The organism is Pedobacter sp. HDW13 (assembly GCF_011303555.1).
Taxonomy (GTDB): domain Bacteria; phylum Bacteroidota; class Bacteroidia; order Sphingobacteriales; family Sphingobacteriaceae; genus Pedobacter.
The window spans coordinates 2066572-2086871 of sequence record NZ_CP049868.1 but is presented as its reverse complement, the minus strand read 5'-3'; the positions used below and the strand labels follow the sequence as shown (position 1 = coordinate 2086871).

General features: G+C 39.4%; 18 protein-coding genes. 6 read left to right on the top strand and 12 right to left on the bottom strand.

Annotation, left to right across the window (positions count from 1 at the left end):
- Positions 1–2: 2 nt before the first annotated feature.
- A complete protein-coding gene (locus G7074_RS08760) occupies positions 3–1847 on the bottom strand; it encodes a RagB/SusD family nutrient uptake outer membrane protein (RefSeq protein WP_166208006.1) in 1845 nt (614 codons plus the stop codon).
- A 17-nt stretch (positions 1848–1864) separates the two neighbouring features.
- The gene (locus tag G7074_RS08755) at positions 1865–5095 is read right to left on the bottom strand and encodes a TonB-dependent receptor (protein ID WP_166208003.1); all 3231 of its coding nucleotides are present in this window, start codon (positions 5093–5095) and stop codon (positions 1865–1867) included.
- Between the two features lie 266 nt (positions 5096–5361).
- Here G7074_RS08755 and G7074_RS08750 point away from each other — a divergent pair, with 266 nt between their 5' ends.
- Both G7074_RS08750 and G7074_RS08745 read left to right on the top strand, forming a co-directional pair.
- The gene (locus tag G7074_RS08750) at positions 5362–6396 is read left to right on the top strand and encodes a LacI family DNA-binding transcriptional regulator (protein WP_124560953.1); all 1035 of its coding nucleotides are present in this window, start codon (positions 5362–5364) and stop codon (positions 6394–6396) included.
- 65 nt (positions 6397–6461) lie between these two features.
- The gene (locus tag G7074_RS08745; protein ID WP_166208000.1) at positions 6462–7646 is read left to right on the top strand and encodes a class I SAM-dependent rRNA methyltransferase; all 1185 of its coding nucleotides are present in this window, start codon (positions 6462–6464) and stop codon (positions 7644–7646) included.
- 216 nt (positions 7647–7862) lie between these two features.
- On the opposite strand, the gene G7074_RS08740 is transcribed toward G7074_RS08745, so the two are convergent.
- On the bottom strand, positions 7863–8114 hold the full coding sequence (locus tag G7074_RS08740; protein ID WP_124560951.1) for a DUF6814 family protein: 252 nt from the start codon (positions 8112–8114) through the stop codon (positions 7863–7865).
- Between the two features lie 11 nt (positions 8115–8125).
- Positions 8126–9649: an MFS transporter gene (locus G7074_RS08735; protein ID WP_166207997.1), complete on the bottom strand. Its 1524-nt coding sequence runs from the start codon at positions 9647–9649 to the stop codon at positions 8126–8128.
- Positions 9650–9785: 136 nt separating this feature from the next.
- Between G7074_RS08735 and G7074_RS08730 the strand changes: the two genes are divergently transcribed.
- The gene (locus tag G7074_RS08730) at positions 9786–10676 is read left to right on the top strand and encodes a bestrophin family protein (RefSeq protein WP_166207994.1); all 891 of its coding nucleotides are present in this window, start codon (positions 9786–9788) and stop codon (positions 10674–10676) included.
- Here G7074_RS08730 and G7074_RS08725 read toward each other — a convergent pair.
- The 6 genes from G7074_RS08725 to G7074_RS08700 form a co-directional block, all read right to left on the bottom strand.
- Positions 10673–11302: a Pr6Pr family membrane protein gene (locus G7074_RS08725; protein WP_124560948.1), complete on the bottom strand. Its 630-nt coding sequence runs from the start codon at positions 11300–11302 to the stop codon at positions 10673–10675. The two genes, G7074_RS08730 and G7074_RS08725, sit on opposite strands and share 4 nt — an antisense overlap.
- An 85-nt stretch (positions 11303–11387) precedes the next feature.
- Positions 11388–11963: a peroxiredoxin gene (locus G7074_RS08720; RefSeq protein ID WP_166207991.1), complete on the bottom strand. Its 576-nt coding sequence runs from the start codon at positions 11961–11963 to the stop codon at positions 11388–11390.
- 55 nt (positions 11964–12018) lie between these two features.
- A complete protein-coding gene (locus tag G7074_RS08715) occupies positions 12019–13386 on the bottom strand; it encodes a S41 family peptidase (RefSeq protein WP_124560946.1) in 1368 nt (455 codons plus the stop codon).
- Positions 13387–13591: 205 nt separating this feature from the next.
- Positions 13592–14881 (bottom strand): hypothetical protein, encoded by a 1290-nt coding sequence (locus tag G7074_RS08710; RefSeq protein WP_233603920.1) that lies wholly within the window; start codon positions 14879–14881, stop codon positions 13592–13594.
- 194 nt (positions 14882–15075) lie between these two features.
- On the bottom strand, positions 15076–15606 hold the full coding sequence (locus G7074_RS08705; protein WP_233603919.1) for a hypothetical protein: 531 nt from the start codon (positions 15604–15606) through the stop codon (positions 15076–15078).
- Positions 15599–16156 (bottom strand): RNA polymerase sigma factor, encoded by a 558-nt coding sequence (locus G7074_RS08700; protein ID WP_199748371.1) that lies wholly within the window; start codon positions 16154–16156, stop codon positions 15599–15601. Before G7074_RS08700 ends, G7074_RS08705 begins: the two co-directional genes overlap by 8 nt.
- A 342-nt stretch (positions 16157–16498) precedes the next feature.
- Between G7074_RS08700 and G7074_RS08695 the strand changes: the two genes are divergently transcribed.
- The 3 genes from G7074_RS08695 (at position 16499) to aspS (ending at position 19333) form a co-directional block, all read left to right on the top strand.
- A complete protein-coding gene (locus tag G7074_RS08695) occupies positions 16499–16903 on the top strand; it encodes a nuclear transport factor 2 family protein (protein WP_166207988.1) in 405 nt (134 codons plus the stop codon).
- A 12-nt stretch (positions 16904–16915) separates the two neighbouring features.
- Positions 16916–17497: a DUF6882 domain-containing protein gene (locus G7074_RS08690; RefSeq protein ID WP_124560943.1), complete on the top strand. Its 582-nt coding sequence runs from the start codon at positions 16916–16918 to the stop codon at positions 17495–17497.
- A 90-nt stretch (positions 17498–17587) separates the two neighbouring features.
- Positions 17588–19333 carry an aspartate--tRNA ligase gene (gene aspS / locus G7074_RS08685; RefSeq protein WP_124560942.1) on the top strand — a complete coding sequence of 582 codons (1746 nt, stop codon included), beginning with the start codon at positions 17588–17590 and terminating at the stop codon, positions 19331–19333.
- A gap of 133 nt (positions 19334–19466) precedes the next feature.
- On the opposite strand, the gene G7074_RS08680 is transcribed toward aspS, so the two are convergent.
- Positions 19467–19904 carry a hypothetical protein gene (locus G7074_RS08680; RefSeq protein ID WP_124561932.1) on the bottom strand — a complete coding sequence of 146 codons (438 nt, stop codon included), beginning with the start codon at positions 19902–19904 and terminating at the stop codon, positions 19467–19469.
- Positions 19891–20274 (bottom strand): phage holin family protein, encoded by a 384-nt coding sequence (locus G7074_RS08675; protein ID WP_124561933.1) that lies wholly within the window; start codon positions 20272–20274, stop codon positions 19891–19893. Before G7074_RS08675 ends, G7074_RS08680 begins: the two co-directional genes overlap by 14 nt.
- Between the last annotated feature and the right edge of the window lie 26 nt (positions 20275–20300).

Here is a 20300-nt window from a genome sequence, read left to right as displayed (position 1 = left end):
TATTAATAGCCAAAGTTTTGAACCATGCTTGGATTTTCAATTAAAGTAGTTTTTGGATATGGGAAAAGCTCCTTTTTGTTTGCTTCGAAGTAAAAGGCAATACCGGTTGATGTACTGGTGATCGAATTTTCTTCTGTTACCGCTTTTCTCCAGTTTTTGGTGGTATAACCCGTTGGGGCCGAAGAAGTATTTAAACCCGGCGAAGCAAATACGTTGTTCGGAACGCCACCGTAAAGATCGAGCGTTGCCACTTCGTTTACACTGGTTCCCAGTAAATAATTGCCTTCTTTAGCATAAATGTAATTGGGTACACTGGCATAATCGCCCGTGCCGGCAATTAAAGCACGGATTTTGGTACGTGTTTCGTCAAATTTGCTGCCCAATAAATTCCAGCGAATTAAATCGTATTTGCGGATGCCCTCCCCACCAAACTCCAGCAAACGTTCTTTAACAATTGCATTAAAAAAGCCTGCTTTATCGGTTGGTATTACCGGAATTTGACTTTCGAAACCTGCATAAGCCCTTTTTTGTACTTCCTGCAAGGCGTTAACAGCTGCTGCAGATGGTGCGCCATTAATTTCATTATCTGCTTCGGCGTACATCAGCAATACATCGGCAAAGCGTAAAATTGGCCAGTTGATCGAAAAGTTCTGCGCGGCTGATGATCCGTTAAAGGTTGTCCACGATTTACGGAATTTTCCATCCGTCATGTTAAACAAAGTATTGATGATTTTTTTCGAAGTTGCCGTAATTTCGAAAACACCAATGGTTACATCCCTGCGGCAATCTTTCGTAACATCGAACTCATAAAAATAAGTTGGAATAGCATTCATACCGCCACCTCCCGAGCCGAAAGTAGAGGCCGAGTTAAATCGGATACCGTTATAATACCCCAGCTTACTATCTGTAGCCGCATTACCGCCGAAAGCGGCCACCTCGAACATCAGTTCGTGGGCATCATCGTAACGGGTAGTGGTATGCAAGGTTTTAAATACGTTTTCGTAAACAGGATTGATGTTATGCTCCGAACGGTGGTTCATTAAATCCAGGCACTCATCCAACGCAATTTTGTAATAGGTTAAATAGTCCGAGCTGCGCTCCATGGTATGGCTTGCCGATCTTAAGGAGTAACCTCCTCTTGCCAACGCAATACGCGCCCTTAAACCTTTAATAGCTCCTTTTGTAAAACGGAAACTACCATATTCGGCAATGCCACTTCTCCATGGCACTAAATCTTCGGCCATTTTTAAATCGGCAATTATCTGATCGTAGGTTTTATTGCGATCTACATTTGGGCCATATAATGTTTCAGCATCGGCCGATGGTACAAATGAGGCCGGAACATCTCCCCAGTTGCGGATCAGTTCGTAAAGAAACTGCGCTCTTAAAGCCAGAGCTTCGCCGTAGTAGCGTTTCATAGTGGCTTTTTCGTCATCAGAACCATTTGCATAAAGTTTAGATGCCGGAATAAATTTGATGCAGATATTGGCGCGCTCTACGCCGGCATACAATTGTAAAAATGGGTTAATCAGATCGGTATTATCCGAACTTGCGCCGTACATACTAATTCCCCGACGATCGGAAGAACTATAACTTCCAGAGGTTTTAAAATCATCGGCGGTTAGGCCAAATAAGGTCGAAATACGACTGCCATAACCATTATCGCCACATAAGCGGTTGTATACTGCTATAATGGCCGCATTTGTATTTGCTGTACTTTCGAAAACTACATCAGGTGATGAAGTTGATGGTGATTGTACGTCTAAATATTTTTTGCAGGAAGTTGTTATACTCAATGCTCCAACAGCAATTACCATTAAAGCCGATTTTATCAATTTATTGTTCATTTTCTTTAATGTTGAGGTTAAAATACCATGTTAATACCAGCAAGGATATACCTGCTCCGTGGGTAGGCTGCATAATCGATACCTGGAGTAAGCGGATTTGAACGGCGTGTATTGGCTTCCGGATCGTAACCGGTATAGCCTGTTATCGTGTATAAATTGTTAACCGTTCCGTATACCCTTAGTTTTGAAATAAAGCCGGTTTTCTTGATTATACTTTGTGGTAAGCTATAGCCTAGTGTTACATTGCTGATTCTTAAAAAAGAGCCGCTTTCAACCGCATAAGAGGTTAAGGCGTAGTTTCCTCCGGTGGGTGTCCATAATGTTGTATTGGCGTTCATGGCTGTTAATAAGGTTGGGTCGGTTACCTTTACGCCGTTGGCATCAAAATTCTGCCACCTGTCGTTCATTACTGCAAGTAAATTGTTGTCTTTTACGTTGTATTGTGATGTAAATTCTAATTTGTTGGCATTATAAACCTTGCTGCCATAGCTAAAGTTTACGAATACGGTTAAATCGAAGTTTTTATAGGCAAACTGGTTGTTAAAACCGCCTGTGAATTTCGGTTGTGCGGTACCCAGTACAGTTCTGTCGTCGTCTCCAATCATCATGCTCGATGAAGAAGAAAGTTTCTGAACTTTCATATCTCCTGGTTGTGGATCACGGTTGCCCAATAATACCCTGCTATTGGCTACGGTAGGCTTAAGTGTGTAAGTGTAAGCTCCGGTTGTGGCATTTTGTACATAGGTAAAATCATCAACGGTGTAGCGCCCGTCAGATATGAAACCATAAAACTGACCTACCGGCTGACCTACTTCCACTTTAAAATCGCCTAAGCTGTTAACCCAACCCGATTGGGTGATGTAAGAACTTACGCCGTTTTGCAATTCGACAATTTTATTCTTGTTAAACGAAATGTTGAAGCTGGTGTTGTAGCTAAAGTTTTTGGTTTTAACAGCCTGGTAGTTTAACTGCAGCTCGAAACCTGTATTTTGGGTTTTACCCACGTTTTGCTGTTGGGTAGAATAGCCCGTAGTTTGCGGCACGTTAGCATTTAAAAGTAGGTTTTTGGTGCGGTTATCGTAATAATCTAAATTAAGTGAAAGTTTGTTTTTGAATAAGTCGATATCAATACCCAGGTTTTTAGAAATATTAGTTTCCCAGGTAATGTTCGGGTTAGACAGGATATTGCCTGTAGCTGTACCCGAAATCAAGCCTGTTGAAACCGACCCATCTGTTTCGGCATAACCGCCAGTTGTTGAGCTGAGATAAAACAAGGTTCTGAACAAATCCTGACCAATACGGTTGTTTCCGGCGGCACCATAACTCATTCTAACTTTAAAATTATCTAACCAGTCCAGGTTCAGGTCTTTCACAAATTTTTCTTCCGTTACCCTCCAGGCCACTTGTGCAGATGGGAAATAACCCCATTGTTTACCTGCTGCGAATAGTGATGAAGCATCGGTTCTGAAATTTACGGTAGCCAGGTATTTATTTTTAAAGCCATAAGAAGCCCTGCTGAATATCGAAAACTGTCTGGTTCCTGAAATTAAAGAAGTAGGCCGATCCTGAATGGTATTTGCAGGAGCTGAGCTTATGAAGGCATCTTCTGCTGAGATATCGATTGGTAAAAATTTAAGTACGGTACTTCTCGAATCGATATCAACCATGTTGATTTCCTGCCCCACCAATAAATCTAAGCTGTGATCTTTGCCCAAATTGGGTTTGTAATTAATGGTGTTGGTATTGATGAATGATTTTTGAGAAACCGTATCGAGCTGTATGGCAGGTAAGCCTGCATTGTTACGGGCCACATTACTTACAGGGCCATTAAAAACATTTACATGCCTGTTGGTTCTGTTGTAACCTACTGTACTTTTAACCGTTAAATTTTTAAGGATTGAATATTGTACATAACCACTGGTGATTAAATCATTGCGGTAGTCGTATTTCAGCTCCTGGTTGGCTAAAGTAATCGGGTTGGTTAATCCTGTTGTTAAATAATCGGCATCAAATAAATCTCCAGAATCAGATCCACCTGAATAAGGCTGGTAACGTACAGAATTTCTTAAACGGTTGGTGCCTTGTGAACCGGTAGAAGTTGTTCCTACTCCATCAACACGTTGACGGCTGTAACGGGCATTCAGGCCAACCCTGAATTTATCCGAAAATTTATGGTCTAAACGCATCGAAGCAAAAGTTCTTCTAAAGCCCGAGTTTAACATAATACCATCTTCTTTGGTATTGTTTACCGAAACATTATAGGTGGTTTTAGCGGTTCCGCCAGCCAGGTTTAACACTTCCGTATTGCTCCAGGCCTGGCGACCAAAAACCTTATCCTGCCAGTCGATATTGGGAATATTTTTGTAAATATCAAGATCTTCGAAAGTGCCGTATTTTTTGGTAAAGGTATCTTTAACATCCTGGTTGGTGTTGTTGTTATACAGTTCGTACTGGTATTTAACAAACTCGTAAGGGTTCATTACATCCAACTCGTTTACAATCTGCCTGGCACCTGCATAAGCATCAAAGGATACAATAGGGCGACCTTTTTTGCCACTTTTGGTAGTGATAATCACTACTCCGTTGGCGCCTCGGCTACCATAAATGGAGGTTGATGCCACATCTTTTAGCACATCAATAGATTGGATTTCGTTTGGCGATAAAATAGATAAGGCATTTTCTACCTGAATTCCATCTACGATATAAAGCGGAGAGTTATCGCCGGTAAGTGAGCTCCCGCCACGTACTTTGATCACGATTTCGGCGCCGGGGCTTCCTTCAGTGGTGGTAACCGATACACCGGCCAGCTTTCCGGCCAATGCCTGTGCTGCTGTACTCACGGGAAACTGGTCAATGTCTTTTCCGGTAACAGAAGAAACCGAACCGGTTAAAGCTTCTTTACGCACTGAACCATAACCAATGTTTACAGTAACCTCTTGCAAGGTGTTGGCATCTTCTTCCAGCGTAACGTCTAGTTTGTTCTGCTCACCAACCGTTACAGTTCTGGTTTTGTAACCCACATAAGTGAAGGTTACGACAGCTCCTTTACCTGGAATGGTAATTTTATAAGCGCCATTGGCATCTGTACTGGCTCCGGTTTTCAAATCTTTTACGGATACACTAACACCAATCAGGGGCTGCCCATCCGATTTATCCTTTACGGTTCCTGTTAATTGCCTGTTTTGTGCCTGGGCCACAGATAATCCAAAAAAAGAGAGAAGTGCTAAAAAGAGTAAAACTCTGCTCATAGTTATTTAATTATTTGAAATGATTTGGTTTTTTAATGTGTTGCAATCGCTTGCATGTAGAATATAATTCTAATTTCGGGATGTTATGCTTTGTTTATATTTGGTTACGTTGATGTAACAATTTTACAAACTAAAAACCGTTTGAAACCGAATTTAACCAAAAAAGTGTGCAAACGTTCCCAAAAACGTTAAAACGACGTTTATTAAAATACTTGGTAGAATAGCCATCAGCGATATTTTTTGTAACTTGTACGCAAGTACATGCCATGAGATTTGAAACATCTACCATAAAAGATATTGCTAAAGCATTAGGACTGTCTACATCGACAGTTTCGAGGGCTTTAAGAGACCGTTACGAAATTAGTGAAGAGACTAAAAAACTGGTTCTGGCTTATGCCGAGAAGGTAAACTACAGGGCGAATCCTATTGCCCGTAGTCTTAAAGAACGCCGCAGTTATTCTATTGGCATTATTGTGAGCGAAATTGCCAATAATTTCTTTTCGCAGGTAATTAACGGCATCGAATCTATTGCTTACGATAAAGATTATCATGTAATTATTTCACAAAGCCACGAATCTTATAAACAAGAAAAACTCAACGTAGAGCATTTGGCCTCGCGTTCAATCGATGGGCTTTTAATTGCGTTGTCGTCTGAAACACAGGATATTGATTACCTGCGCGATTTATACAGCAAGGGCTTACCAATTGTTTTTTTTGACCGGGTGCCCGAAGATTTTGAAACCCACAAGGTAATCGCTAATAACTTTAAGGGCTCTTTCGATGCTACCGAGCATCTTATTTTATCCGGAAAAAGAACCATCGCACATTTAACCAATTCAGAAAACCTGTCGATCACAAAAGAGCGGTTGGAAGGTTATAAAGCTGCGCTGGCTAAATATCATATTGAATTTAAATCCGAACTGGTTAAGTATTGCCAGCATGGTGGCATGCATAGTGCCGAGCTAGAGCAGGCTGTTAAAGAACTTTTGCCGCTTAAACCTGATGGGATTTTTATTTCGAGCGACCGTTTAACTACAGGTTGCATTATGGCGCTGAAGAAAACCAACCCGGAGGTGGCCCATAATATTGCCATTTCAGGTTTTACCAACTCAAACCTGGTCGAACTGTTTTCACCTTCATTAACATCTGTAAAACAACCTGCCTTTGAAATGGGTCAGGTAGCCACCGAATTGTTGATCTCGATGATTGAAGCTAAAAGGCCAGTGACTGAATTCGAAACCAAAATTTTAGATACTGAGTTGGTTAAGATGCAGAAAGCAATCGGGAATCGATTTTTGTAATTGGGTAAATCTTACATCTTCCATATTGCATTTAACATTCGCCCGCTTTTAATTACCTTTGCAGCATGGTAGAAATCACGTTAAAAAAAGGCAAAGAAAAAGCAGCATTACAAAGACATCCATGGGTATTTTCTGGTGCACTGGAAAAAGTTAAGGGAAAACCTGAAGATGGTGATGTGGTAAAAGTATATGCCTTTGATCAGGAATTTCTGGCCTATGGTTATTATAACAGCAACTCTCGCGTGGCCGTTCGTTTGCTGGAATGGGATGAAAGCCAGACAATTAATTTTAGCTGGTACCAAAACCGGTTAAAACAAGCCATTGCTTCGCGCCAATTTATTTTGGGTGAGCAAACCAATACCTGTCGACTGGTTTTTAGCGAAGCCGATTTCCTGCCCGGTTTAATTGTCGATCAGTATGCCGATTTTCTCTCGCTACAGATTTTAAGTTCGGGTATTGAAAAGGTAAAAGCCGAAATAGTAGAAATCTTAAAAACTGAACTACAGCCTAAAGGTATTTTTGATAAAAGTGATGCTACTGCCCGTACCCACGAAGGCTTGCCTGTTGAAAATGGCTTGCTTTGGGGTGAAAATCCACCAGAGTTTTTAGCGGTTAAAGAAAATGGGATCACCTACCACATTAATATCGCAGAAGGACAAAAATCGGGCTTTTATTGTGATCAGCGAGACAATAGAAGCATTTTAGCCAGTTATACTAAGGGTAAAAAGATATTAGATTGCTTTAGCTATAGCGGTGGTTTTAGCTTAAATAGTTTAGCTAACGGTGCTGTGAGTATTACCAGTGTAGATAGTTCGGGACTGGCGGTAGAAACGCTTAAACAAAACGTAGCCCTTAATCGATTCGACGAGGCTAAAGTTACTGCCATTCAATCGGATGTTAATAAACAATTAAGGGCTTTTAAAGAATCGGGCGAACTGTTTGATGTGATCGTGCTCGATCCGCCAAAATATGCTCCCTCTCGTTCGGCCTTGGACCGGGCGGCCAGAGCTTACAAAGACTTGAATCGTTTAGGCATGTTGCTGTTAGAAAAGGGTGGCCTTTTAGCTACTTTCTCTTGCTCTGGCGCGGTTGATATCGAAACCTTTAAACAAATTATTGCTTGGGCAGCGCTCGATGCAGGAAAGGAAGTACAGATTATTAAACAATTCTGTCAGCCGGAAGATCACCCGGTTAGGATTTCTTTCCCGGAAGGCGAATACCTGAAAGGTTTGTTGCTGCGGGTACTTTAATTTTTTGCGAGTAGCTTTCGTTAGCCACACAGATTAGCGGGGATTTTTTTCTATGTATTCCGTGTTTCCGTGGCAAAATATGTCTTTATCGTCGTAAAAAATACGACGTGTTATTTCCGCACGCGTTAGAAGCGCGCGCGAGCGGCGAATAGTGATTATCCTTAAGCTATACTTTGTGTCCTTCGTGTCTCTGCGGTGAAAATGGAAAAATAATAGCTACACATCTTCCGAGTTCTCCGGCAATTTATCGTATTCGCCTTTCCAGGCGTAGAAGCCAAAAATCATTAGTCCAAGGCTTATCGGCAGGAAAATAAACAGGATAATTCCCCACTGTAAAATGGTATTGGTACGTTCGATATCGGTATGGGTTAAACCTACTTTATCTATGGCTTGTAAAAACAAAAATGTCATGGCCAACGGTCCTAAAACCATCCAAATTAAGCCTAAAAATTTCTTCAGTATATTCATTTTCTTAATTGCTAATCGTTAATGTTTTCGTCTCTTTTGTTCGATAAATAAATCGTGCCGATAACCAGACTCAACGTAGCAATACCAATCGGATACCACAAGCCAGATAGTGGTGTCGATCCCGAAAAACTGGCGATCAGGGTGGCAATAAATGGAACAAGTCCGCCAAAAACACCATTGCCAATATGGTACGGTAACGACATAGAGGTATATCTGATCTTGGTTGGGAAAAGCTCTACTAAAAATGCTGCAATCGGCCCGTAAACCATGGTAACCAACAGAATCTGAAAAAAGATTAAACCTACAAACTTCCAGAATACGGGCTCTGCCAGTACCTTATCTTTAATGATTTCTTTTGCGGATAAAATGCCATTGCTTAAAGTAACGGTATCGGTTTGCACGCGGTTAAAAGTGGCTCCGTTTTTAAGCACAACTTTGGTTACTATTGTTCTTAAACTATCAGTCGAATTTTGGATCAATACGGCGCTTGCCGGAGCAGCCGTTGAAGATAAAATGTCAGCTTGTTCAATTTTGGTATAATCTGTATCATCTAGAAAGATCTGATAAATAGGGCGATAGAAAATAATGCCGAGCAACATGCCTGTAAGCATAATCCATTTTCTGCCCACCTTATCGCTCCAGGCTCCAAATACTACAAAAAATGGGGTGGCGAAAGCAATACCCCAAAGTAAAATATATCTCGAATCGTTAAAATCCAGCTTACAGGTGTTTTCTAAAAAAGATTGTGCATAAAACTGGCCTGTATACCAAATTACACCCTGACCCATAGTTGCCCCAAATAATGCCAGTAATACCATTTTAAAGTTTGCCTTATTGCTGAAACTTTCTTTTAACGGATTTTTTGAAACATTCCCTTCCGCTTTCAGTTTCGAAAACATGGGCGATTCGTGCATTTTCATGCGGATATAAATGGATACCACAACCAGCACAATCGATAGCAGAAAAGGAATCCGCCAGCCCCAGTCGCCAAAAGTTTCGGAGCCTAAAATGTTTTTGGTAATTACAATAATACCCAGCGAAAGGAAAAGTCCTAATGTTGCGGTGGTTTGAATCCAGCTTGTAAAAAAGCCTCGTTTATTTTTAGGGGCATGCTCTGCAACATAGGTTGCGGCACCTCCGTATTCGCCACCTAGCGCCAAACCCTGAATTAGCCTTAATATGAGCACCAGGATAGGCGCGGCATAGCCAATGCTTTTATAAGAAGGAATGAGGCCAATAAAAAAGGTCGATCCTCCCATTAACACCAGTGTTAAAAGAAAAGTATATTTCCGGCCAATTAAATCGCCCAGGCGACCAAAAACAAGCGCGCCAAACGGGCGTACAATAAAGCCAGCGGCAAATATGGCGAGTGTATTAATCAGAGCCGATGCACCTGCATCTTCAGGAAATAACTGGTGGCCAATAATTACGGCTAAGCTGCCAAAAATGTAAAAATCGTACCATTCAATCAGTGTGCCCAGTGATGATGCACCAATAACTTTAAAAATGTTGTTCTTAGGTAAAGCGTCGCTCATAAAAATTCGGGAATATTTGGTTTCCCAATATAAACATTTGAATAGCAATCGGCAACCTGTACTGTCTGCTATTAAATTTGTTTATAATGAAACATTTTGCCTTTAGTTTTGTATTTTCATTTTCCATTTAGAATATATGCTTTTAGTACAGAATATCAGGTTAAGTAGAATTTTGAGAAATACATGGCAGGTTGATCTTATTATGATCGCCTCCTGTACAGCAGCTTACTTCGTGCGCGAATATTTAATCGCACACCATTTTTCTATTCCATCCATAATTCCAACGGTTTTAGGTACGGCAATTGCCTTTTTTATTGGTTTTAACAATAACCAGGCATACGATAGGTGGTGGGAAGCCCGAAAAGTGTGGGGCGCATTGGTTAACGATTCGCGTTCTTTTGCCCGGGCATTGATTAATTACGCAGATAATGACGACGAAGGTGTAAAACGAATGGTTTGCAGGCACATCGCTTTTTTATATGCCTTAAAAGCCAATTTAAGGGGTACTGTTGATGAAATTTACACCAAATATTTATCTGAAGCAGATTTATTGGAAATGGAAAAGCATAACAACAAACATAATGCTCTTTTGAATATCCAATCGAGAGATTTGCAGAGACTTTCTAAGACTGGTGCTATTGATGGTTTCAGGTTTATCGAAATTAATGAAATGCTAACCCGCTTTTCCGATTCAATGGGGATGAGCGAAAGGATTAAGAACACCATTTTTCCAACCACCTATAGTTATTTAACCAAGGTATTTATTTGGCTGTTTGTGGTAACCTTTACCCTGGTTATTAGTCAGGATGCAGGGCCTGCAGCTATATTTTTGGGCTGGTTAATTGGTTTTGTATTTGTATCTACACAAATCAATGGCATGAGTCTGGTTAATCCTTTCGAAAACAATTCGGCTGGGGTACCGCTTAATCAGATTACGCGGACCATAGAAATAAACCTTTTGCAGATGCTTGAAGAAGAAGAAATTCCGGAGCCCGTTAAGCCAATAAACGATGAGTATGTGCTTTAAGCTTTAGCAGTTTTCTTTCCGGTAAACACGAAAATTAAAGATAAAATCCAAAATACAACCAGAATAATGATGGTATTTAAAATAGCTTTGGGGTAACCAATTTTTGCCACATTAATAAATGGATAAGGGTATTGACTGATTAAATAGCCTCTTATCACAATAAAAATAACATACAGCAGCGGATAAACCAGCCAGCCAATGGTTTGTTTGTACTCGAGTTTGGTTTTATCTACAAAAGCAATCCAATAAATTAAAAATAGCAATGGATTAATAACGTGCAACAATTCGTTACTGAGGCTATGCCAGCCCGTTGGTTGATCTAAACCACGTAAGGCTATATTATATACCAAAGCCACTAAAAATATATACACCGCAATAGCTGTTTGTGTAGAGGGCTTTGAAAAAAAATGCCCTAGGGCAGTATGCTTAAACAACAGTAATGAGACTAAGCAGATGGCTACGCAAAGATTGGTTAAAACAGTAAAGAAAGATAAAAGTATCTTAAGGGTTGGCCAAACAGCTCCCTTATAAAGCTCTAAGCTTAAATTAAATTGTAGCGCAAGCGAAAACCAAACAATTAATGTAATTAAAGTGAGGTAGATGTTTTTGCTGTTAATAGATTTCATTGCCTGGTTTTTAGCTGTTTATTAAGTGTCGGCCAAAATATGCCTGCCTTAAAACTAAGATAAGCATATCTCTTTTATGGTTAATCTATTTCTTCGGGATATTTCTAAATGATATCGAATTTTTATCCACCTCTGTTCTCAGTTTTTGTTCAAATAAAACCGATTTGGCTTTATATGTTGTATCAGTGAAAGAAATGTTGGCCGTAGCGTAAATGATTTTACCATCGCGCCCAACCAGAATGTTGGAAGGGAAGCCATGGTTAATATTCAGCTTTCTGATTTCATCCTGCGTTAACGAAACAATTTCATATTGGTAGCCATTGCGTTTTTGAAAAAGTTTTGCGCGCATTGGTGTATCGTGGGTTATGCCAATAAAGCGGATGCCTTTTTTTCGGTATTCGGTAGCCAGTTTATTTAATTCGGGCATTTCGGCCAGGCAGGGCGGGCATTTTTCAAACCAGAAATTAATCACTACTATCTGGTTTTTTAAATCAGCTTTACCAAACGTTTTTTTACTGGTGGTTTGTCCTTTAAAATCTGGTAAATCTTTCCCCGTTAAGTCTTCAAAGAAAGTTTCTTGCGTAGCCCATTTTACAGTAGGCGTTTCCTGAGCTTTTGCATAGCCTGCAATTAAAAGCAATGTGAAAAGATAAAACTTCATAGCGAGGCTAAATATAAAAAGTCTCGCCAAATTTAGACGAGACTTAATGGATTGACTATTTTATCTTTTTATTGAGGTAATCAATTGCCGTGTTTAGTGTTGCATCCTTGTTGGCCATAAAATCTTTTACGGTTGGTATTACTTCGATATCAGGTTTTACACCGTAACCAACAAATTCACGCCCATCCGGGTAAGTGTCCTTTTTGGTGCAAACTCTTGCGCTTCCTCCACCTGGAAGGTCGAAAAGATAAGGCTGGCCAGTGCTTCCAAAAGAGTTTCTGCCAATTTTGGTCATGTGTTTTTGGTTATCTGCGTAAATCAAAAAGTCTTCTGCTGCTGAGGCAGTGTTGTGGCCAATTAATAAAACCGTAGGTACCACAATCCGCTTTTCGGAAAGTTTATTTTTCAGCGGGTAGTAATCTAAATTGTAAAAATAATTATCCTGATAAGTTAAAAGGGCTTTTTTATTCCATTCACTGTTTGCTGTATCCTTTGCAGCAGTATATTTCCCCCAGGCTTTAAAAGCGGAAGTTAGTTGCCGGGTAGCATAGCGCGATCCATAAAGTAGGCTGTCGTTGGTTAAATATTTCAATATATAACTACCAATTCCGGTACTTCCGCCTCCATTATTCCTTAAATCAACAATTATGGCTTTGGCTTTATACAGCTCTGGCAGTTTAGTGGTAAAAAGAGAATCTATTTTTTCGTCGCCAAAAGAGTTAAGTGCAACATAGGCCACATGGTTTGGGTACCATTTAAAATCAAGCAAAGCCGATTCTGGTGGAAAAGCAGGGAAAACCTCTTTTTCCTCAGTACGCTTGTGGCTTAAGTTTAGGGTTACAATTTGACCTTTCGGTTTTTTAATTTTGATTTCAAACTGGCTTCCTTCAATTCCCTGAAGCAGTTTGCTTGTGCTCCAATCGTGCAAAACATAATCGGTAGAGGATGAAATATATGGAGCAACATGCTCGGCTATATATTGAGGTGTGGGTTTGCCATTAACAGCTATAACTTCACTTCCGACAGGAATTTCGTCTTTTTTGCTGAAATTAACACGTGTAATAATTGCCTTATTCTCTACGTTTTCGATGAAAAAACGATAGTCGCCGAACATGGTGTTCATAGGCTCAAAATCTTTACCAGCTGGCATGTAAATGTTGGTATGTCCGTCCTTCAACATCGCACAAAACCTTTGCATTTCCTGGTAGTACGCATAATCGGTTTTGGTTTCTGGTATAGTGGTAATTAAGGCTTTATAAGTGCTATCCCATTTAACACGGTCAACTTTATTTAGGTAAACAAAATTGTAATTTACCTCCTGCCAAAATTTCGATAAGCCATAAATTTTATCAGCTTTTGTTAGTTTGTTCGATTGCGCGAGTAGCGTTAAAGGCAATAGAAGCAGTAAAAGAATTTTTTTCATAGTTTGTTTAGTTTAATCTCGGTGATTTTGGGCTTTCAATTTTTATACCAACTGAAAAAGGCTATCTGGATTGATCTATTGGCACTTACAAACTACGGAGGTGTTCATAATCGAACATTTTAATATCCGTTATCGGACAGTGGTAAATAAAAAAGTCCTGCCTATAAAATAGACAGGACTATAGTTTATTTGGTCTCTAAAATTCTTATTTAAAGGTGATCGATCCGTATTCTGATTTAATGTTTACAGTAGCACCACCGCCAGAACCAATTTTGCCTGTGTATTTTTTGGTTTCATCGTCATCGCTAACTTTACTTGACGAAACGTTTGAGCCATATTTAAAGCCTGCATACGATGTTGAGAGATTAAAGTTTGCATTATATCTATCGTTAAACCCTAATGCAGTGCTTACATATTCGCCGGTAAAAGTAAAGTTGTGGCAAGCTGGGGTAATTTCGGCCACACTTAGCTTGTTATACTCCATATCTATTAATGCATCGCCATTTAATGCGCCCAGCGTTACATTGGTATACTCGGTTTTTAAATTAAGTTTACCTACACTGGCCAGGTTTAAACTGCCATAACCTTGTTTAATTACGGTATTTCCTTTTACACTGTTTATGTCAACCTTGGCATACTCGGTATTAAGCAATAAATTACCGCCAATGTTGCCAACGGTTAAACCACCTCCATATTCTACCTTAATATCGGCCGATTTACGAATGGTATTTACATTAACGGCTACATATTCGGCAGCTAGTTCTAATGTGCCCACGCTACCAATGCTTACAGGCCCGTTGTAGCTATGTTTCACCACAGCAGCATTGATGTCCTGAATGGTACATTTGCCATATTGCACATTGATGTAGTTATTGGCATTGCTTAAGTTACCCGCCGTTAAGCTTCCGTATTGTACTTTTAAAGAAGTTGGACCAGAAAAATCGTCCATATTTACGTTGCCGTACTGTTGCATTACCGTAAGTGGGTTAACTGCAGGCATATAAATGATGTAGGAAATTTTAAGCTCTCGGCGTTTAGTAACTCCGTTTTTTGTTATCCTGCCCATAAAATTATTGCCACCACGATCGGCAAAATTGGTTTTTATCGATACCACATCACCTGTTTTATTGGCCTCAATACTTACACCGTCAATTAGCTTTTGGGCATCATTATCCGAATTGCTGTAGGCCTTAATGTCGATATCAACCTTAACTTCTTTTTTGTCCCAGGTTTTAATCACAATCGATCCGTATTGGTTGTTGAGGTTAACTTTATCGTTGTTATCAACACTGAAACTCTTGCTGAAAGATTTGGAACGTTCAGCGTCACTACCGGTTTGAACGTATTTGGTATTATTTACCACAGCCAGGGTAGTAGATTTTTCTAAAATTTCTACAACCGCTTTTTCTGATGGGCTATTAACTGTTGCCTCCTGAGCATTGGCTTTTACGGCTATTAAAGCCATAAAGGCCAAAAGTATTTTTATTGTTTTCATGTTGTTAATTGTTAAACATTAAATGGCTTAAAACCTGCCGGCTGGCATAAGCAATTCAATGTGGTGAGCGTATTACGTCACTGTTCTTTTCCCGAGCGGATAATTTTAATGTTTTATATAGTTAACTATCTTCGGACCTCTGACTTCCCGACTTCCGACCTTTTATCAGCTTTGGTCTTTAACCTCTGGTCTTTCTATATCTGATTAACCCTTTTGTAATCGTCAACCTGATTTATAATTAGTAATTGTTGTTTTAAAAGTTGCAACTGTATTTCGCGGTTTTTTACCATTGCTTTTACCACAAAAGTTTGGTTGGGCGATGTTGGTAGTTCCGATTTTAGCCTTTCGTAATCTTCATCAAGCTTTCTCAAATCAGCGGTAAATTTTTTATACAATTCGGGGTTGGCCGAAGCGAAAATGGCCAAACTGTCTCTCTTTTCGGTAATTAAACCTGCAAAATGAACTTCTTTTTTAGCGTACGAAGCGCTAACATCAGCTATTTCTAAACCGTTGTTTTGCATTTTTACGGTGTACAACAAAGCTAAACCAATAACTACTACAATAGCTGCCGCTGCACTCATCCATAAATACAGTTTTACTGGTTTTTTTTTCTTTTTGGTGTCTAATTCCTTTTCAATTTTGGCCCAAAGCGCTGCCGATGGTTCCATTACATCGAATGCTTTGCGGTTTTCTTTTACAAAGGTTTCTAATCTACTATTATTCATCTCTCATCCCTTTCAGTTCTAAAATACTTTTTAACTTCTTTTTGGCACGCATATATTGTGTGCGGCTGGTGTTTTCACTTATTTTTAAAATGTGTGCAATTTCTTCATGGTCGTAGCCCTCTAAAAGGTATAAACTTAACACTACCCTATAACCATCTGGCAACTCGGTAATGGCCTGCCTTATCTCTTCGGCCTGCAACCGCACTTCACTGTCATCAAAACTATCTTCGTCAGGTACTTCCGATATTTCGTCGGTACTTACAAATTCCATCTTGCGTTTACGCAGATAATTGATGGATTTGTTAATCACAATCTGCTTTAACCAAAGTCCGAATGTGGTTTCCTGCCTAAAATCAACAATTCTGGTAAAAGCATCTAAAAATGCTTCCTGTAAAACATCTTCAGCCTCTTCTTCGTAATTTAAAATGCGCAATGCCACGTTATACATCGCCCTGGCATACAGCTTGTACAATTCAAACTGTGCTGCGCGGCTGCCCTGCATGCATTCTTTTACTAGCTCTAGGTTTTTATCGATGTATACGGCTTCCAAAATTTTGAATATTCTGATTATAAGACAGGAGAGATTTTAAAACGTTGCATCAAGGTATAAAAAAGTTTAAAATTATGTTAATTCTGTTTTAAGATTAGCCTGTCAAAATTTAAATTTTTTATCTCATTCGGTAGAAAACGAACGGTTCTGTGCTTTTGGCATTTTCAGCCCCGCTTTTCCTCCAGCCAATTTGAAGAAGTTGGCGTCCGTTCAATCGGGTTTACTTAACGTAGGCTGGTGCAAAAAACTAAATCTTTAAGCAGATGGTGCTGTTTTGTGGAAAATTGACCAACTGCTCATCATTAATTTGAAAACCCTGCAACAAACGCTTAACTTCATGCCATGGAAACCGATTTAATCATTTCAGCAATAAACGAGATACATAAAAAAGCAAACCAGGCTTTGATTAACAGAGATGCCGATGCATATATTGCTATGCTCGACGATGGCTTTTCCTTTACACCAGCCGGTGGTGCAGCACTTAATAAACGCGATTATTCGATTGATTTAAGAAAGGATTTTAAAGGAATCAAAAGTTTCGAAACCAGTTACTACCGCATTAAATCTACTTTCGAGGACGATGTTTTTACAGAGAAAATTGCCAGGAAATCGATTATTATTAAGCCTAATTTGCTGCTTTTCTCTAAAAAGCAAACCATCCAAACTGAAGAAACGGTGCATTGGAAAAATATTAGAGGAGAGTGGAAAGTAATTGCAGTTGAAATTACTTTAGAAGAAAAGTATTAGCGCTCATTTTGAATGATAAGAATACTAAGGTTATACGGTTTAGTACTTGCAGTCTACTTGGCAAGTTGCAATAGTAAATCTTCGAGAAAGATCGAGGTGTTAGATACAGTTTCATTTGAAGAGCTCTCCAGAATTTCATGCGAGTACCTAAAAAAACAGCAAGCCTATTGCCAGGAGAAATATAAAATTGGTCAATATGAACGATGGGATTACGACCAACTGACCGGTAAACTCATATTTAGTGATAAAAGTGTACAGAAAGTTATTATTGATTATGAGGAAGTAGGATCTGTTTCGTTAAAATCAAATACATGGTTGTGGGCCTGGGGTAATTCTTCGATAGAAGAAAATGTAAAAAAAGATATAGCAACGGTTAGGGCCTATGGTATAAAAAGAGGCTTTGAAAGCCTTTTAAATGTAAAATGGCCTGCTAATATAGTAGATGGCTGGGATATGGCTGCAATTTCTGCATACATTTTAAAAGCTAAGGGTGTTTATCGTATTCCAAGCCATGATGATAGATTGTTTTCATTTATGCTTTTCAAAAAGATCACTGTTGTAGATTCCTTACCCAAAAAGAAATCTCAATTATAGATGTTTCTGTTTAATAGGAAAAACATAAAATCTTCTACTCGAAACTTTAAAACAAAATCGGTATTTTTGCCGCTCAATTTAGATAAACATATGTTAAGAACAGTAACTTGTGGTGCATTAAACCTGAATAACTTAGGTGAAAGTGTAGCCTTATGTGGTTGGGTACAGAAATCGAGAGATTTGGGCGGTATGACTTTTATCGACATCCGCGATCGTTATGGCATTACCCAATTGGTTTTTAACATGGACGATAACCGCGAACTTTGCGAAAAAGCACGTAGCCTTGGTCGCGAGTTTGTAATTAAAGCCATTGGTACCGTAGTAGAGCGAAGCAATAAAAATCCAAAAATGCCAACGGGTGATGTGGAGATTAAAATTACGGCATTAGAAATATTAAATGCAGCTAAACTACCTCCATTTTTAATTGATGATGAAACCGATGGTGGTGATGAGTTGCGCATGAAATACCGCTACCTGGATTTACGTCGTAATCCGGTTCGTAATAACCTGGTTTTACGTCATAAAATGGCGCAATCGGTACGTCGTTACTTAGATGCCTTAGATTTTATCGAGGTAGAAACACCGGTTTTAATTAAGTCGACACCAGAAGGTGCAAGAGATTTCGTTGTGCCTAGCCGTATGAACGAGGGCGAGTTTTATGCTCTGCCTCAATCGCCCCAAACTTTTAAGCAATTGCTAATGGTTTCTGGTTTCGACCGTTATTTCCAGATTGTAAAATGTTTCAGAGATGAAGATTTGAGAGCAGACCGTCAGCCTGAGTTTACCCAGATTGACTGCGAAATGTCGTTCATCGAACAAGAAGATATATTAAACACTTTCGAAGGCTTAATCCGTACTTTGTTTAAAGAAGTGCGTAATTACGATTTACCGGAAGTACCGCGTATGCAATATGCAGATGCCATGCGTTTATACGGATCGGATAAGCCGGATACCCGTTTTGCTATGCAGTTTGTAGAGTTAAACGACCTGGTTAAAGGTAAAGGTTTCCCTGTTTTTGATAACGCTGAACTGGTAGTGGGTATCAATGCAAAAGGTGCTGCAAGCTACACACGTAAGCAGTTGGATGAACTAACAGATTTCATTAAACGTCCGCAAATAGGCGCTACAGGTTTAATTTATGCCCGCCATAACGACGATGGAACCATTAAATCGTCGGTTGATAAATTCTTTAATGAAGCAGATCTTAAACAATGGAGCGAAGCTTTTGAAACTGAAAAAGGTGATTTATTGTTAATTTTAGCAGGTTCGACTGATAAAGTACGTAAGCAATTAAACGAGCTTCGTTTAGAAATGGGTAACCGTTTAGGTTTGCGCGACAAAAATACATTTTCTGCCCTTTGGGTATTGGATTTCCCGCTTTTAGAGTGGGATGAGGAAACTGAACGTTACCATGCCATGCACCACCCTTTCACTTCTCCAAAGCCAGAAGATATTACATTATTAGATACTGATCCTAAAAATGTACGTGCCAATGCTTACGATATGGTAATTAACGGTACCGAAGTTGGCGGTGGCTCTATCCGGATTCACGACCGCGAATTGCAGGCTTTAATGTTTAAACATTTAGGTTTTAGTGCAGAAGAAGCACAAAAGCAATTTGGTTTCTTAATGGATGCTTTCGAATTTGGTGCACCTCCGCATGGTGGTATTGCTTTTGGTTTCGACCGCTTAACCTCAATTTTTGCAGGTTTAGATTCTATCCGTGATGTAATTGCTTTTCCTAAAAATAATTCAGGGCGCGATGTGATGATTGATAGCCCAAGTACAATTGATGATAAGCAATTGAAAGAACTTAAGATTAAAACGGATTTATAGTTCGTTGGTTCATTAATTGATAGCCGTTAGGACAAGGGATATTAAATACAAAAAGCCACAGATTTTAAAATCTGTGGCTTTTTGTTTAAATGGTTTTGCTCCTGGTTCACTAATGACTTAATGAACTATTGAACTAATAAGTTTCACTATCTGGCGGGATGCCATAATCGACAAACTTCTTTTCTTTTTTCTCTTTCTTTTTACTGAACCAGCCTTTTACTGAATTAAAAATGGCAGAAAGGTGTTCCGCATCAAGCGATTTTCCCAGTTTTCCGGAAACCAATCCTACAGCTGCTTTAGTTAAAAAACCAGCACCTCTAAAGATGGTTTTATTCATAATCATAGGTAAAAGCAAAGACATGGCTGTGCTACTGATGTTCAGCTTTTCATCGGCCTTGAACAAATTGCTGGGTGTAGCATATCTTTTAATCAGCGCGCCTAAAGTAAATTGGTGAAAGTACGCTTTAGCATCTGTCTTTAGCATTTTTTGCTTCAGGGTATATTCCACTTTTAGCTCAAGTTTTTTAGCCTGCAGGTCTTCGAGGTTTCTGATGGTTTTATAGCTTCTCATCTACTTCCTCCTTATCTGCTAGTTTATCGAAATACTTTCTTATGGCAATATTGATGATTGCTTTTTCGATGTATTTATCTTTTGTGAAATATACAATTACCGCAATTAAGATGTAAAGTAAGGATACACAGCCAAAGCCAGCGGCATAATTGTGTAAAACCTCACCCAGGTAAAGCCCAAGCGTAACAGAACCGAACAAAAAGGCCAATACAAAGCAAACGATAACAACAGTGCTTGTTACCAGATCTGCAAAAACCTTGGATACTTTTTCTATAAGATAAAGCCTGGTGTACTCTACCCGGGCTTCTAAAAAGCCTTTGGCATCATCTACCAGATCTTCTATACTTTTGTCTTTATTTTCTTCCTGCATAATTCAGATGAGATTTAACAGGGGCA

What these genes read in the sequence shown, in the direction of transcription:
- G7074_RS08750 (WP_124560953.1), top strand. Translation starts at nt 5,362, where the DNA reads ATGAGATTTGAAACATCTACCATAAAAGATATTGCTAAAGCATTAGGA.
- G7074_RS08730 (WP_166207994.1), top strand. Translation starts at nt 9,786, where the DNA reads ATGCTTTTAGTACAGAATATCAGGTTAAGTAGAATTTTGAGAAATACA.
- G7074_RS08695 (WP_166207988.1), top strand. Translation starts at nt 16,499, where the DNA reads ATGGAAACCGATTTAATCATTTCAGCAATAAACGAGATACATAAAAAA.
- G7074_RS08690 (WP_124560943.1), top strand. Translation starts at nt 16,916, where the DNA reads ATGATAAGAATACTAAGGTTATACGGTTTAGTACTTGCAGTCTACTTG.
- G7074_RS08680 (WP_124561932.1), bottom strand. Translation starts at nt 19,904, where the DNA reads ATGAGAAGCTATAAAACCATCAGAAACCTCGAAGACCTGCAGGCTAAA.
- G7074_RS08720 (WP_166207991.1), bottom strand. Translation starts at nt 11,963, where the DNA reads ATGAAGTTTTATCTTTTCACATTGCTTTTAATTGCAGGCTATGCAAAA.
- G7074_RS08715 (WP_124560946.1), bottom strand. Translation starts at nt 13,386, where the DNA reads ATGAAAAAAATTCTTTTACTGCTTCTATTGCCTTTAACGCTACTCGCG.
- G7074_RS08705 (WP_233603919.1), bottom strand. Translation starts at nt 15,606, where the DNA reads ATGAATAATAGTAGATTAGAAACCTTTGTAAAAGAAAACCGCAAAGCA.
- G7074_RS08745 (WP_166208000.1), top strand. Translation starts at nt 6,462, where the DNA reads ATGGTAGAAATCACGTTAAAAAAAGGCAAAGAAAAAGCAGCATTACAA.
- G7074_RS08735 (WP_166207997.1), bottom strand. Translation starts at nt 9,649, where the DNA reads ATGAGCGACGCTTTACCTAAGAACAACATTTTTAAAGTTATTGGTGCA.
- G7074_RS08675 (WP_124561933.1), bottom strand. Translation starts at nt 20,274, where the DNA reads ATGCAGGAAGAAAATAAAGACAAAAGTATAGAAGATCTGGTAGATGAT.
- G7074_RS08740 (WP_124560951.1), bottom strand. Translation starts at nt 8,114, where the DNA reads ATGAATATACTGAAGAAATTTTTAGGCTTAATTTGGATGGTTTTAGGA.
- G7074_RS08725 (WP_124560948.1), bottom strand. Translation starts at nt 11,302, where the DNA reads ATGAAATCTATTAACAGCAAAAACATCTACCTCACTTTAATTACATTA.
- G7074_RS08710 (WP_233603920.1), bottom strand. Translation starts at nt 14,881, where the DNA reads ATGAAAACAATAAAAATACTTTTGGCCTTTATGGCTTTAATAGCCGTA.
- G7074_RS08755 (WP_166208003.1), bottom strand. Translation starts at nt 5,095, where the DNA reads ATGAGCAGAGTTTTACTCTTTTTAGCACTTCTCTCTTTTTTTGGATTA.
- G7074_RS08760 (WP_166208006.1), bottom strand. Translation starts at nt 1,847, where the DNA reads ATGAACAATAAATTGATAAAATCGGCTTTAATGGTAATTGCTGTTGGA.
- aspS (WP_124560942.1), top strand. Translation starts at nt 17,588, where the DNA reads ATGTTAAGAACAGTAACTTGTGGTGCATTAAACCTGAATAACTTAGGT.